11 protein-coding genes are annotated in these 14,145 nt (G+C 44.9%); 1 reads left to right on the top strand and 10 read right to left on the bottom strand.

Annotated features, from left to right (window positions below; all coding sequences use genetic code 11):
- Positions 1-296 precede the first annotated feature (296 nt).
- The 8 genes from AC1DV1_RS30600 to AC1DV1_RS30565 form a co-directional block, all read right to left on the bottom strand.
- A complete protein-coding gene (locus tag AC1DV1_RS30600; protein WP_477368408.1) occupies positions 297-4,262 on the bottom strand; it encodes a DUF5977 domain-containing protein in 3,966 nt (1,321 codons plus the stop codon).
- Positions 4,263-5,008: 746 nt separating this feature from the next.
- Positions 5,009-5,521: an SRPBCC family protein gene (locus tag AC1DV1_RS30595; RefSeq protein WP_477368405.1), complete on the bottom strand. Its 513-nt coding sequence runs from the start codon at positions 5,519-5,521 to the stop codon at positions 5,009-5,011.
- Between the two features lie 75 nt (positions 5,522-5,596).
- Positions 5,597-6,346, bottom strand: a complete 750-nt coding sequence (locus tag AC1DV1_RS30590) for a pirin family protein (RefSeq protein WP_477368402.1) — start codon at positions 6,344-6,346, stop codon at positions 5,597-5,599.
- A gap of 1 nt (position 6,347) precedes the next feature.
- Entirely contained in the window at positions 6,348-7,292 is a 945-nt protein-coding gene (locus AC1DV1_RS30585; protein WP_477368399.1) for an NADP-dependent oxidoreductase, read from the bottom strand.
- Between the two features lie 77 nt (positions 7,293-7,369).
- Positions 7,370-8,107, bottom strand: coding sequence for a helix-turn-helix domain-containing protein (locus AC1DV1_RS30580; RefSeq protein WP_477368396.1), 738 nt, complete (start codon positions 8,105-8,107; stop codon positions 7,370-7,372).
- A 13-nt stretch (positions 8,108-8,120) separates the two neighbouring features.
- Complete coding sequence (locus AC1DV1_RS30575) at positions 8,121-8,489, bottom strand: VOC family protein (protein WP_477368393.1); 369 nt, start codon at positions 8,487-8,489, stop codon at positions 8,121-8,123.
- A gap of 409 nt (positions 8,490-8,898) precedes the next feature.
- A complete protein-coding gene (locus AC1DV1_RS30570; RefSeq protein ID WP_477368391.1) occupies positions 8,899-10,113 on the bottom strand; it encodes a DUF4932 domain-containing protein in 1,215 nt (404 codons plus the stop codon).
- Between the two features lie 211 nt (positions 10,114-10,324).
- On the bottom strand, positions 10,325-11,557 hold the full coding sequence (locus AC1DV1_RS30565) for a thioredoxin family protein (RefSeq protein ID WP_477368388.1): 1,233 nt from the start codon (positions 11,555-11,557) through the stop codon (positions 10,325-10,327).
- A 356-nt stretch (positions 11,558-11,913) separates the two neighbouring features.
- Here AC1DV1_RS30565 and AC1DV1_RS30560 point away from each other — a divergent pair, with 356 nt between their 5' ends.
- Positions 11,914-12,246, top strand: coding sequence for a site-specific integrase (locus AC1DV1_RS30560; RefSeq protein ID WP_477368385.1), 333 nt, complete (start codon positions 11,914-11,916; stop codon positions 12,244-12,246).
- Positions 12,247-12,306: 60 nt separating this feature from the next.
- On the opposite strand, the gene AC1DV1_RS30555 is transcribed toward AC1DV1_RS30560, so the two are convergent.
- Entirely contained in the window at positions 12,307-13,662 is a 1,356-nt protein-coding gene (locus AC1DV1_RS30555) for an ATP-binding protein (RefSeq protein ID WP_477368382.1), read from the bottom strand.
- A 373-nt stretch (positions 13,663-14,035) separates the two neighbouring features.
- Positions 14,036-14,131 (bottom strand): hypothetical protein, encoded by a 96-nt coding sequence (locus AC1DV1_RS30550; protein ID WP_477361193.1) that lies wholly within the window; start codon positions 14,129-14,131, stop codon positions 14,036-14,038.
- Between the last annotated feature and the right edge of the window lie 14 nt (positions 14,132-14,145).

Below are 14,145 nucleotides of genomic sequence, written 5' to 3'. Positions count from 1 at the left end.
TATATATTCCCCGCCAGATCCGTCGTCGCGCCTAATGGCTGGTTGTAACTGTAAACCGGATTCGAGTCATCTCCAGGGATAGCTGCACCCGAAAACATACTCGTCTGACCGAATACCCCTACACTCCCCGTTGTCGTAGGCAACAAATTCACCGACGAAACATTCACAACATACGTCTGCGGACCCACATAACTTACTACCGGCGCCTGACCATAAGCACTAGTATATAATGTTATCATAAATAGCCATGTCAGGCTTATTCTTATTCGCGTGAGATTCCAATTACAATCCATTTGTTATATACCGTTACTAATGTTGAAGAACGTATTTGAGTTGCCTGTAAAACTAGCTGAATTACCATTGATCATTGTGCCTCCATAAGTGAAACTGAATGCACAGCTAAAACACGTCGTCGGCGTTATAGTGATCGTGTAATTACTATAAGCTGGCACAGAAAATGAATTATTGGTGGAACTGGCTGGTATATTTTTGCTCACTGAGCCTTGCGTATTAGAAAATGTTATGGTAAACGCGTAATTGGTGTTGTTTGAAACCGAATAAGACGAATTGGACAACTGCTGGCAACTGCTGTTCTGATCTGCATTTGCCTGGGCATTAGTGAAGTAATAGTTTGCGGCCTTGTCGTTCGCGTCCTGTTGTGAACGCAGCGAGGTGAAGGCCCCTGCATTCACTTGGTAATAGACCTGTGCCGGGCTTGCGACATATCCGAAACCACAATACTTGCTTGCGTATCCGCTTTGAACCGCGCTCTGGTATGGTTGCGTAAGGCAAACCCCGTTCGCGTTTGCCCAGGTCTGGCCCTGAGCGTCGATCTGCGCGATCGCCTGCTGATTAGCAGCTGTTTGCGTGGCATTCATATAGGTATTTGCCGGTACAACATATTTAACCTCGCTCCCTACTCCCGTAGAACAGTTAGTCTTCTGGATCCACCGTGATTGCTCCTCGTTACCTATCTGAAGACACCGACCCGTCGAGTTCGCGTAATCTTGCGCGTTATTGTTCAAGGCTGCCTGTGCCTTATTATCGGCATCAGCCTGGCTGATGTTGGACATAAACGCGCCTTTAGGCAGGTTATAGGATACGGTTTCCCCGTAATAATTGGACGGACAGCCCTGCTTTTGTTTATATATCTGCAAGGGAGCGCTCTGGTAAACCGGGTTAGTCACATGGTACTCGTATTTCTTGACCAGGTTACCCTTGGTATCCACTGCTGACAGCAGGCGCTGGTAATTATCATATTGGAACGACGAAGCGATACCCTTTTCATCTGTCATGCTCGTTAAGCCAACCAGCGGCTCATATGTATAAGTCGTCATCTGCGCATCTGAAGGCAGGAGTCTTAAGTCATCTATTCGGTTACTGTTCGTATTTACGCTGATCGAGGTAATTCCGGTTACAGTCCAGGAATACCAGGTCCAGCTGGCAGTGATCGTTTTGCTTACGCTATTCACCGTTACGCTGCCCGTGCCTTTAGCCCAAAGACTGACTGTATAATTGCCCGAAGGCAGTGTCGCAGAGGTTAGCGTTCCCGAAAAGCAGCTCTTGCCCGTCCGGCTGTCCGCCGTCGTAACGCCTGACTGCGCGTAAGTCCAGCGTCCCTGGTCCGTGCTCTCGAAGTTCGCGAACGCGATCTCGTTCAATTCTGAGTTCTTTACCTCCGCTACCGGACGTGTGCCATTATAGCCATAGATGTATGACTGCACCGGGCCGTTCATTTGCCCAAAGCTTGTTGGTTGGCTCTGGCTCAGGTAGCTCATGAAAGTCAGCCGCGGCTCATAAGCGTTAGAGCCCGTTTTGACGGAAACAATTTCCGGGGCGATGACGCCGCCACCCCAGTCTTTATAAGAAGTCTGAACAGCACTAAGCGATGTTGTACCCTTCTTCGTTTCCTGCTCAATCCCGTAATTGATCATGTTATTGGCCACCATCGTCGTATAAACCGCGCCTGTCATATCCGAAGGGTATTTCGTCGTGCTCGTGATCACGTCACCGTTGCTCCGCGTCGTTGTCGTCTGGCTAACCAGGTTGTTCGCGTTATAAGCGTAGTTAACCGTCTTGTCGATCGATACACCGTTCTCTACCGAGGTCTCCGACTGACTTGTCAAACGAGATGTTCCCGTATTTACGTAATAATCAGCATACTGGTAAACCGGCATGTTGTACGGCGGCAAGGCGGCAAGTTCATCGCCTTTATAAGGTGGCGCAGAATATCCCGTTGTAGCCTCCACATATTTATTGATGACCATCCCGCGCAGAGCCTCAGTTTGAGTATCAGTATAATTGTTAGATGAACTTTTGATCAAAGTATAGGTTCCGCCCACATTCTTATAAATATCGGTGCCGACCAGCCTGCTCTGGTTTTTAAAGTAATTATATTGGGCAATAAAAGGCTTGCCGAGATCGGGATCGACAGACCAGTTTTTAACGCGGACGTTATTATTCTGGCTATTTGAATTAACAAGTGCAAAGGAAGGAGTAGGGAACGTCGTCTCGTTATGATCTATACCAGGATTAAAAGTATAAACGGTCTTACCGTTTGCTTTGGCCAGCCCGCCGAGCACATCGGGACCCTCCCCTTCGTACATGGTAATCTGGCTGTAAAATGGTGGCTCTGAATAAAGTTCCGAGATATCCGGCAACAATTCGGAGGAATAGCTGCGGTAACGGTAGCCGGTTACAATATCGGTTTGCGAAATATTTACAAATCTTTTCTCGGATGACATTTTCCTCAGGTAAGTTGTTTGTCGGGGCAAATAGCTTGCATAAAGCGTTCCTAACCCGGTTTCACCCGCGCCATATTTAAAAGATTTAGTCGTAACCTTGCCATTATTATCAGTGGAAACGATCTTCTGGACACGCAACCCCGAGGCATAAACGTAATCTCCTGATATATTAGTGATAAAATTTCTTTCAAATGTAAATTCGGTAGCACCACCCGTCGGGTAGATGATCTTCTTTATAACGCCACTGGTCTGAATGTTCCCGCTCCTGTCGGTTCCCGGGTAAGTATAGGAGGTGGATATACCATCATTCTGGGTCACTGGAATATTGTCATAATGAGGAACGATATAAGTGCCGGCTGAACTATTCCGGTACCCCCAGAAGTCCCTGCTTTTAGCGTTAAAGTCACTGCTGGGCTGGTATTCAAATGCATACTTATCTACAGCCTGTAAATTACTATCCATGAAATACAGGTAATCCAGCTTTTTCTTTTCATTTCCGCTTACATAGGAAACATTATCCAGATGCGACATGCCCAATTGTATGGTGCGCAGTACCTGCCCGCTGTTATTGATAATTTGTATATTGTCAACCTGGTCGGAGGAGGCGGCAAGATTAAACTTTACCTTGCCATCTTTAAAAACGATTTCCTTTAAACGCTGTACATAATAGCTGCTGGAATTACTACTACCATCATAATAACCAACGTCAAAGTGATTTGGGGATACGCCGCGACTGTCGTCATCGGTAATGCTGAAAGCGTCCGTATAATGCCAGTCGCTGTAGGGAAAAGACTGGTATACAAAATCGACACGATCCTTTTTGTCTGCAGAAATAATTGCAGTTAAAAGCTTGCTGGTTACCGGATAGGGCGACACCTTGGTAGTCGTTTCATTCTGCATGAAATCGTACTCTGTCCCTTTGTCATCGAATATCGTTGTCGGAAAGCTGGAATAAGGAATTTTCGCAGATGTCAGCGGCATCTGGACGATGCGGCTCGTCGCAGGGTCAATGATGAACTTCCCGGATATTCCGCCACAGGTATAGGAATATATATCGTATTCCGTATCATTGGTAACAGAGTTATAGAGATCGCTTAGGTAATAAAAGTCAGTGTAGGTATGCTGATTGATGGAAGCAGCTGTTCTCAGGTTTGGAATAGAGGTCTGGTCATCCGGTTTATTGTGGATGGTCCTGGAAATCCGGCCACCGGCCATCAGGGTCCAGCCTAACCCTACGGGTCCTGTCTCATCGAAAACCTGCCGGCCACCTGCATAATAGCTGATCGAAACCGGCACAGTTATCGAACCGCTGGTAACCGTATATAACGGGATACTGATCTCCGGCACTCCTGTTGCGCTACTTACCGGAAAATCAAGGAAGCGGAATAACGCCGCCGATTCCGGTGCAGGAGGAATGACTTTTGGTGCGGATTGTCCAAATGAATAAAAATTGCATGACATCAATACAATCAGGAAATAGAGGAATACGGCTGGTACAGCCATAGATTTATAATTCATAATGTGATATGGCTTGGTTGACTTTATACGCCCTTTATTACAAAATTTCAATAGCAGCTACGCAGTACGGAAATGCAATTTTTCATACCCAATAGTATAGCCAGAAGAATTTCGGTAGCGTTGAGGACTAATAAAAGTAAAATGCAGTTCGATAAGGTTAATTTTCATTGCAACAGGTTTGTTTGACAAATATACATGTCTGTATTTATTTGTCAAAAAAATCTTAAAAGTTTATATTTTAAATTATTATTCGCGTGAAAGCGCGGGATGAGAAACCGAGCAGCAGGCCCGGCAAATAACCAGCTTAATTTCTTTTAAAATAAAAGGGAGCCGACCCGCTCGCTTTTTAACTCTGCCAATTATTATCTGTGCTGCCATCCCCAAAAGAACATGGGTTGCTTTTTAATCAATAACCGGTTTCGTGCGGAAATCTGTAAAGCCGGCGAAAGTTCACTCCTTCCGAAATTCTTCGCTGAAGAATTCGTCCAACGGAACATCCAGCGACTGGAGCACCTTGACCAGACTGGAGATCTGCATATCTTCTCCGTTTTCGTAACGGAAGCATGCAAAGGTCAGCGCAAGACATGCGCAGAAGTCCCGGATATTTTACTGCCAACTGTTCCGGTGGCTCCGAGTATGACTATTTTCTTTTTCATGGTAGAATTATTTAATTGTTGTTGTCAATTAATATGCAAAGTTGTCGGGATCGACGACCTTAAACTTGTATCAAATCACTGTTCTTCGTTTTACTTCCAGGTAGTTCCTTTTTCTAATTGGCCGCTCTCCAGATCTTTTTTTATGATGGCCAATGCATCTTTCAACATGGCATGCACTGCTCTCATCAAGACTAATTTTACGAAGAGCCCGGCGAAGAAAATCGTTGGGACAGCCCGGTAGGTCCAGTCGATTTTGGTTTTGTTATTGCCCAGATCGGTAAACAACCATTCGCCTTCCAGCCGTTTGAGAAGAGCCGAAAGAACTTTCGAAGTAAAGTGCTCATTCTTGTAGGAAAATGAGGTTGGTGCATTTACGGTAAGCAGGCTTTCCTGTGAGGTTGAACCGTCGGCAAAATAAACGGTTCTTTGCAGGCCCGCTTTATTCCAGCCCTGTTTCACGCTGGTATCAATGATCGCCGGGATCATTGCATTACCGCGAAAGATGTGCATTAAGTTGATCGGGGCGATATAATTAAAGGCCTGCTCAATGTTCGAATCGATAGTCACTGCCACCATTATTTCGGGATTTTTTTGCGTTGTCATTTGATGTTGTTTTAGTTTACTACACAAAGGTGCGCTGACCACGCCTCGCAAACTTGTATCAAATCACTGTTTTGATTATCCGTGAAGATTGCCGCTATACATGCCGCCGTTAAAATGAGCGGCGTTGGTCTGAGTAATGAATAAGACAATGTCTGTAGTTTCCGCTGCGCGGAACGTTGGGTTTTCATTTTCGATCAGCGCACTTTCCCCGGTAGTAAGGGTCGTACCATTGAAGTTCACTTTTCCGTCAAATACATAGAAGAAAAAAGCGCAATGGCCAGCTGGCGCAACGGGCAGGACAATCTCTGCATCTTTTTCAAGCCGCAGGTCCATGAGCCAGGTATTGCTTCTGATCTGCAACGGGTAGTCATCGCCTTTACCAGCTATTTTGCGCCACTGGTTGTCACTGTAAGTCTCTGCTAACTGATAAAACTGAACCTGAGGCTTTAGACCTGCTGTTTCCGGCCGGATGAATATTTGTAAACCTTCCAAAACATCGCCTTCCGCCAGCACCCGTTCTTCGTGAGAAAACCTGGTGCCGGCACTCATTAACATTAAGTTTTGATTGGAAATGATACCGGTGTGGCCCTCCGAATCTAAATGGCTCACCCGGCCGCTTCTTAAATAGGTAAGTATTTCATCATCTCTATGCGGGTGCATAGGGATCAGTGTGCCCGGTGTTATTCGCGCATGGTCTATTCTTCCTATAGTCGACACGCCTGTATCTTTTAATTCAGGCCGAACGAGTCCTGGGTATAAAATCTGAATGCCAAAGCCGCCGTGTTGTTTACCATACTTAATGGTATTATCGATCCTGGTCAGCATCTTAATTGAGCTCTACGACTACTTTACCAATGTAACCACCACGCTCCGCGTATCCATAAGCCTCTTTATACTGCGCAAATGGAAATAGCTTGTTGACCTCGATCTCCAGCCCATTGTTCAAGGCCTGTAACAGCACATCAGTATATCTGGTAGCCGGGCTGGAAAGGATGACGATATGCTTTTTACCCCTGAATAAGTTGCCGAATAGAGACAGCGGTATGTCAATTGGCTTTGGTGTGGGGTTTAAGAACAACGCTTTCGACTTCATGATCGGTTTGGCGTTTTTGTAACCCATTTTGCCGGACAGGTCAATAACGATATCGTAAGTTACTTTCTGCGTAAGCACATTTGCTTTGCTGTAGTCTATGACGGAATTAGCGCCCCAGCGTTTTGCATATGCTGCTCCCTGGCTGCTGGTTACCGCCGTTACATTTGCGCCCCTTTGTTTTAATAATTGCAATAAAAACATACCAAAGCCGCCGGTAGCGCCGTTGACCAAAATGCTGGTTTGCGAACTGATGTTACCCATTTTCTCTAAGGCGGTGACGGCAGCGGTGCCTACTACGGGGATAGACGCTGCCTGGGCGAAGCTGATGTCAGCCGGCTTTTTCCATACGAGTGAAGCTGTTACAGCAACATACTCGGCGGAAACGCCTTCTTTCATGAGGTCTTTAACTACGCCGAAAACTTCATCGCCTTTTTTCAGGCCAACGACAGCAGGTCCGGTTTGTTCAACAACACCTGAAAAATCGGTGCCCGTACGTTTTGGGAATTTTGAACCGGACATCAGGGTCATTTCGCCCTTACGGATCTTCCAATCCATGGGATTGACGGAAAATGCTTTTACTTTGACCAGTACCTGATCTGCCTGGAAAGCAGGTTTTTCTTGTTCTACAATTTGTAACACATCCCCGGTTCCAAACTTTTGATATACTAATGCTTTCATGATATATTTTTAATTGTTTAAATGATATCACAAAGGTGCGGACAGGCAGATCAGGAAACTTGTATCAAATCACTGTATTATAAGATCTCTATTAGGTCACTATTGAATTTTAAGGCTTTGGGGGGCATGCCGAACATTTCATACATGTACTTATTGAGCTGAGGGAGGTCATAAAAACCGGTGTCATACGCAATTTCGGTAAGGCTGCGGTCTTTTTCAGCTAAGGTCAGGTAGATGGCCTGGCGCAACCGTGTCCATAACAAGTATTTGGATAAGCTGCTGCCGGTTTGTTGCTTAAACAGCGCCGCCAAACGCGATGGCGAGAGGAAAACGATGTCGGTAAAGGTTTGCGGCGTGATGTTTTGCTCAAAATAGTTCGTCCTGATATAGTCCACTATTTTGGTAACTCTTTCATCATAATTGGTGGCAGGCAATTTGGCTGTTAAGGCGTCTACCACTTGGTTGATGTCTAAACTGTCTTTCCCGGTCTGAAAGAAAGCATGGGTTTCCGTTGGCGAATTAAAGACGATATAATCCTGGTCTGCGGTCAATCTGCCAAGTTCCAGGCCGATATTTGAGTATGGTTCGATATTTAATACATTTAAGGTGCCTTTTTCAGCCACGCAGAAATGCGACATCTGTGGCTTGATCAAAAACCCATGAATGCGTTCATGGAGCGTTCCTTCGATCGTCGAATTAAAAGGGGTGTCGTTTGATAAAACGATCTGGTAGGCAGAATGATGATGGATTTCGACCGTTAGGTTCCGGGCTTTTAGGGCAAGCAGGAAAGGAGTTCTGATTAGCTTCGTTGACATAACTTTTTCGTCCTTAACCTATGGAATGAAAAGCAATCCGGTTCCCTTCGGTATCGATAAAGCGCGCCATAAAACCGTTCGGGCCTATCGAAGTTTTGGGCATGATGAGCTGGCCGCCTGCGACTTCGACTTTGGCAAGCGGGACCGACAGATCTTCGCCGCCATTCAGGTAAACGAGCGGTCCTTGCTTTGAAGGCTCATAACCTTCCTCTTCAAGTAAGCCCCCGCCGATCTCGCCGTTTTGCATATCGGCGGGAAACATCGCATATTTCATGCCGGGAAAAGGCATGATCATTTCGATCCCTAATACCGCTTCGTAAAAGGCTTTCGCCCTTTCAAAATTTTTGGCCGGAATTTCAAACCAGTTGATTGCATGTGCCATAGGTTAAAGCTAAGCATAATTCATTAAATTTGGATATGCCTAACATAACTAGCTGAACCTTGATTAATTGGTATAAAAAAGTTAATTAAATTGCCATCTGTATCCCGAACATCAGCACATTGCCCACCCTTTATTTCAGGAAGAAATTTCGTTTCAGCTCGCACTCCTGGAAAAGGCAGGATAATCCCTGCGATTTGGCGGGAGCACTTCAGCAAAGGCACCGGTTTCAGCTGTCGCTCAACCCGCATGGGCAAGCCAGGAAATGACATAAAAAAGCTTAGAATATTCTCATTTCATAAAGTACTGATGCCTGTCATTTTTTGAATAAGCAATTGCCTGCGATGTTATTTGCTTGCTTCGTCTTTTAAAAGTTTTTAACCCATAAAGCTCAATTATTTTCAGCCGGAAGCTACTTTCCTGCAACCAGACAATCGACGTCAGCCGGTTTTAGCCCATGCAACGATTTCAGAATTTCCGGAAGGAAGCTTTCGAAACTTTTATATGTTTTCCGGTTCGCCTCGTAACGAAGGATTTGCTTTTCCAGGAAAGGAATAAGCACGAATCCAAATTGCCCGATGTGCAGGCGCCGTAAACGCTGCTCTTCACGATAGTTTTTTAAGGCATGGGCCGTGCGGATCTCGCCCAGGCGTACCAGGTGCTCAATGACGCAGGTTTCCCAGGTTTCGATATAGGAACTTTTTAGTTTTTTGGCCAATGCAGGCGTAAACAGGGCAGAATCGCGATTTAATTGGACGGTGTAAGGTTTGATCGCCGGGTTAACAAACGAATGTCCAATCTCATGAACCGTCAGTAAATGGACAACTTCCCTGTTATCGTAGCCGAATACCGTATACTCAGCAATCGCTCCTTTTCTTTCCAGCATTTTACTGCTGCTCATAACCATAGCGGCGATCTCTCCGCCGGGCGTTATGATCGTAGGTCCGAAGGCTCGATAGTTATCTTCGCCCGGTGTAACAGGCATTCCGGGCATCAGGTAGAAATGATAGGCAATAAAGCGTTTACCATAATATCGCTCCATAGCCGGGAAAATTTTGGGATCAACATACTTGACGACCTCGGCTAATGCACCTTCGTAAAAGTGCTTATTTTCGGCTAAAAATTCCGCAACCTTAGCCTGGCCGTAAAAAGAGCGGAGCGAATCGGTCAGCTCCAGCGCGAGCGGACCCGCTCCGGGGTAGCGTTTGTCATCGAACAAGGAAATCTTCGTAGCCGGGTAGCGAAGCCCGGTCTTTGGAAAGGGCTCCAGGTAGAGCAGGTATTCCAGTTCCTGGGCGTTATCATGCAAAATTGGCTGCAGCTGCTTTAAGATCGCCGCTATTCGCAGGATAACGGGGCTATCTTTAAAAGGTTTGAATCGTTCGAAGCCGAACCGGACCACCGGCTGAAAATAAAAATCGGTCGTATTATTGCTGAACACGTAATTGCCGATATGTTCTACCGCCAGCTTTTCAGCAAAAAAATAGGTTTCAATATTCGGGTCAACCGAAACTGAAACTTTTTCGGAAAGTTGCCGGGCATACTGGCCCTGGCAAAGATGACCGCTCATCAAAAAACAAAACAGGAAACAAGTAAATCGGTAATGCATGCCTTCAAGATGCTTCAAATTCGAAAAAGGTTGCAGGCACTTGTTTGTTTTTTTTAATCCGGGAGTCCGTCCTTACCGATCTACCTGCTTTGATATAAAATTTTATGATAAAGTGCCATTACTGTCACCTAGCCTTCTTAAAGTGAAGAAATGGTATGTTTTGTAAATTTCGGCTATTTAACCTGCTATATTGATATTAAGATGCCGATTTGTCGTGTAAACGGCGCATTTATTTGCTGTTCATTAACCGCTCCGCCAGTTCACGGGTATGTGCGTTCGGCACCAGCAAAAAGGCGCGTTCCGCCCAGCCTTGCGCATCCTTCCTGCCGGGATCGTTTGGTGGCAATACTTCAGCGAATGCATCAGCGACATTGTACAGGGTGGCGGCTGCCTGCCCCGAGTATTGTGCCATCGCCAGTTTTTTCTCTTCGTCAAAATCCTGCTTTTTAGCCGGGTCCGCAGGCTCATTGGTGTAAAAGTGCTTGACCTTTTCATATAGCACCTTGTCCTGCTGCCGTGCGAAAGCGGCGTCAATCGCCATTTGCTTTCCGGCCAGGCGGTAACCCACTTTTTTCAGGCCGGCTAGGTCGCGGAACTTGCGACAATGGAACAGGGCCACGTTATCAAAAGACAGTCGCTGTTGTTCACCCAGCAGCGGCCATAGCCGTACCGCCACCACCATGGCTTTTTCGGCTTGCGGCTGATCCCCGTTTTTGGCCGCGGCTCCCCAGACATTATAGACCAGGCGGTTATACAAGTCATTAGCAACGGTTTTTTGTTCGGCAGTGTCCAGTTCATGCAGGTGGCCTACGATCAACGGCACTGCTGCCGACCAGGTATTGCCGCTGTTGCGGACCAGGAATCGGAGTTCCTCCGTACTGATGTGAGCCTTATTGGGAAGCGCAGCTACATAAGCATAGAGTATTTCTGCGTTATCTAAACGGAGGCTGGCCTGCTTTTCCAGGTACTGGCGCAGGAAAGGGCTGTTGCGTTCCCCGTTCATGAAGCGGGTGGAAAGCATGCTCAGGCTATCGGCTACCGCACCCTTACCCAAAGCTACTTTTGCAGACGCGATGAAATCAGCAGCTGGCAGGTAATCCGTCTGGCGGCTGCGGAGGCTGCCATCGGCATTCAGGTAGAGCCAGGTCGGATAGGCGCTGATGCCGTAGGCTTTTGCAATGCCGGGGCCTTCTCCTTTTTCGGCGTTCAGGCGATAGCACAGGAAGTTCGCATTAAACAATGCACCTACTTCCGGCAAAACGAAAACCTCCTTTTCCATCCGTTTACACGGCGCGCACCAGTCGGTATAAACATCGACAAATATAGGCTGGTGCCGTGCCTGGGCAGCGGCCAGCATTTCTTTCCAGGTTCCGGAGAAAAAGTGGATGCCGGGTTTCTCCTGCCCGTAAAGGAGCGTGGAAAGGCCAAGGAAAAGAGTTAAAAGGATAAGCGATCTTTTCATTTTACAAAGTTAGGGATGCTTATCATTTTTGGAATAGTTTCCTTAAAACTGTTGTTAAACTGAGAATGACGGGTTTCATTTTAAGTTATAACAATAGGAAGAACCACTTTTATTACTTTCATTCCTTACAAAAATGATAGGCTCAACAAAATCCTCATACCTGCATCCACCTACCTTGTCCTTTTAAAATTAAAAGGGAAAAGAATAATGCTTAAGGCGCGCTGCAACAAGCTTTACTCCCTATCAATTCCAATAATGCCACTGAGGTTATGGGCAGCCCGATGACCTGAAACTGCGCTCTTCCATGGATCTATACCAGCAGGCAAAAAACAGATACACTTTCAAGAATACCAGTCTTGCCGGTAGCCTTGTCAATTATTGACGCCTATAAAGATCCCCCACAATGCATTATCAAAGATGCTTTACTTCCCGTAATGAGTAACCAGAAAATGAATGCTTATCTTAAAGAGATAGCAGATATAAGCAAAATTAAAAAGCCTTTGACATTTCATATTGCACGACACACTTTTGCTACTACCGTTACGCTGAATAACGGCGTGCCTATTGAAAGTGTCGCAAAGATGATGGGACATACAAGTATTAAAACCACACAAATCTATGCTAAGGTGATGGACTATAAGATCAGCTCAGATATGCGACGACTAAAAGAACAGTTAGCAATAGGTTAAGTTATTACTATCAACTACCGAGTTAATCTCGGTAGTTGATAGTAAAATTCGATGATTCTCTTACTCGCGCACTTGCTGTTGAAACCATTGTAAATATTGATCAACTTGGGATACAAGATAATAGGGTAAGTTAAGCAACTGGTAAGTTTTCCCGCCCGGAGTAGATGCCTTTGTTATACTAATTTCACCTGCATAAAAGCGTACAGCCATTGTATGTGGGGCTATATCCATATAAAGGTGCAATGATTTAAGTTTTCCTTCAGTTCCTGATTTTACTTCTATTGGAATAAGCTTTCCTTCAAATAGCCAGATATAATCCACTTCCGCTGTGGACTCTTTTTTTTCTCTTACCCAAAAATTCAAGCCGCTTAAAGCATTAAATTGAGTGGCGAGTAACTCCTGGCCAACCAAATGTTCTATTAAACTTCCTTGGTAAACCTTATTCAAATCAGGAGTGCCTAAAATTTCTCTTTGTATACCTACAAAATAGTTTAGCATACCCGTATCTAAAACTTGTAGTCGTGGAGACTTTTTATAGTCGGGCAATAGCGGTAATTGAGCTTCAGTGCAAGGATATATCAATTGAATTAATAAAGCCTTTTCTAATGTCCGTAAAGCCTCTCCCATATCGCGGGAACGATATGGAGAGTTACCAAATCCTTCAAACTTGATTCTTTTTCCCGCTTGTGAAAATGATGCACGGATAGCATGACGAATATGCTGAACCTGTGATGCAGAAGATGTATATTTTTCCACGTCATCAGTATAGGCGGTTATTAATGAATCATAAATAGGCGATAAAGCATTCAAGTCTTTATTTTTGCTGTAATTCGCTATTACCTCCGGCATACCACCAATAAGTGCGTAAGTATGAAAAAGAGATATCAGTTTATCATGTGTAAATGCGGGAGCGGGCATTTGCTTCAAATATTGCAAAGCCTCTATCTCTCCCATTGCTTCCAAAAACTCCGGGAAAGATACGGGTCTCAATAATTTATATTCAACACGCCCTACCGGGAAACTTATGTTTTTGTTAAACAAGGTTTCAAGTAAACTACCTGCTGCAATAACAGCTATGCCTGGTTCGGTTTCATAGAAATATCTTAATATATTGAGAGCTTCCGGTACCTCTTGTATTTCATCAATGAACAGAAGTGTATTATTCTTTTTAGCAAGCGATAGATTTTTTAAGAAAAACAAAGTTTGTACAAGCGTCTCTATAGTTTTAAATTGATCAAATGCCTGCCTGTCATTTTGAAGTTCTAGGTTCAGATATATGTACTGGTCGAATTGTTTTGCAAATTGATTGATTACGGTGGTCTTACCAACCTGCCTCGCGCCCCTGATAACTAAAGGTTTTCTGCCCGGCTTAGCTGACCATGCTACTAATTCAGAAAGGATTGATCTATTAAACATGAATTAAATTTTACCCTGTAACAAAGTTAGGGTAAATCAATATAAAATCCGTAACAAAGTGAGGGTAAAATTTCTTATTTTTTGTAATAAAGTGAGGGTAACGAATGGTTGGCTATAAGTGACAAGACCTGATTTATGCTGTAATCCATGCTACTTTAGAAATAAAATGAATTGCTTCCCGAATCAGATGAACGCCATTGTAGTTTTTTAAACATTTAAGTAATCAATCCTCAATTGGATATACCACTGATGTTGACCCCTCTTCGCCAATCTAAAGTGACCCCTCTGAGTTAGGGTTTGAAAGAGAGTAAAGTTGTTGTACAGATAGGCTCCTGAGAGCGGATGTTTTTGTCCGGTTTAACAACTATTATTTTTACAAAAATACATTTTCTGATTTAGAGTTTCTTCTCCTTAGTGATTCGCCATACAATTCGACCCTTAATGAGTGGTGAACAATGCGGTCAAGTATCGCGTCAGCGATGG

The sequence above is a fragment of the Mucilaginibacter sp. P4_D1 genome (assembly GCF_056401935.1).
Note: the sequence above shows the minus strand (reverse complement) of the source record. Positions and strands in the feature narration are given on the sequence as shown.

Bases quoted from the DNA above. Each gene is read 5' to 3' on its own strand.
- AC1DV1_RS30585 (WP_477368399.1), bottom strand. From the start codon at position 7,292: ATGAAAGCATTAGTATATCAAAAGTTTGGAACCGGGGATGTGTTACAA.
- AC1DV1_RS30590 (WP_477368402.1), bottom strand. From the start codon at position 6,346: ATGCTGACCAGGATCGATAATACCATTAAGTATGGTAAACAACACGGC.
- AC1DV1_RS30555 (WP_477368382.1), bottom strand. From the start codon at position 13,662: ATGTTTAATAGATCAATCCTTTCTGAATTAGTAGCATGGTCAGCTAAG.
- AC1DV1_RS30595 (WP_477368405.1), bottom strand. From the start codon at position 5,521: ATGACAACGCAAAAAAATCCCGAAATAATGGTGGCAGTGACTATCGAT.
- AC1DV1_RS30575 (WP_477368393.1), bottom strand. From the start codon at position 8,489: ATGGCACATGCAATCAACTGGTTTGAAATTCCGGCCAAAAATTTTGAA.
- AC1DV1_RS30600 (WP_477368408.1), bottom strand. From the start codon at position 4,262: ATGAATTATAAATCTATGGCTGTACCAGCCGTATTCCTCTATTTCCTG.
- AC1DV1_RS30565 (WP_477368388.1), bottom strand. From the start codon at position 11,557: ATGAAAAGATCGCTTATCCTTTTAACTCTTTTCCTTGGCCTTTCCACG.
- AC1DV1_RS30580 (WP_477368396.1), bottom strand. From the start codon at position 8,107: ATGTCAACGAAGCTAATCAGAACTCCTTTCCTGCTTGCCCTAAAAGCC.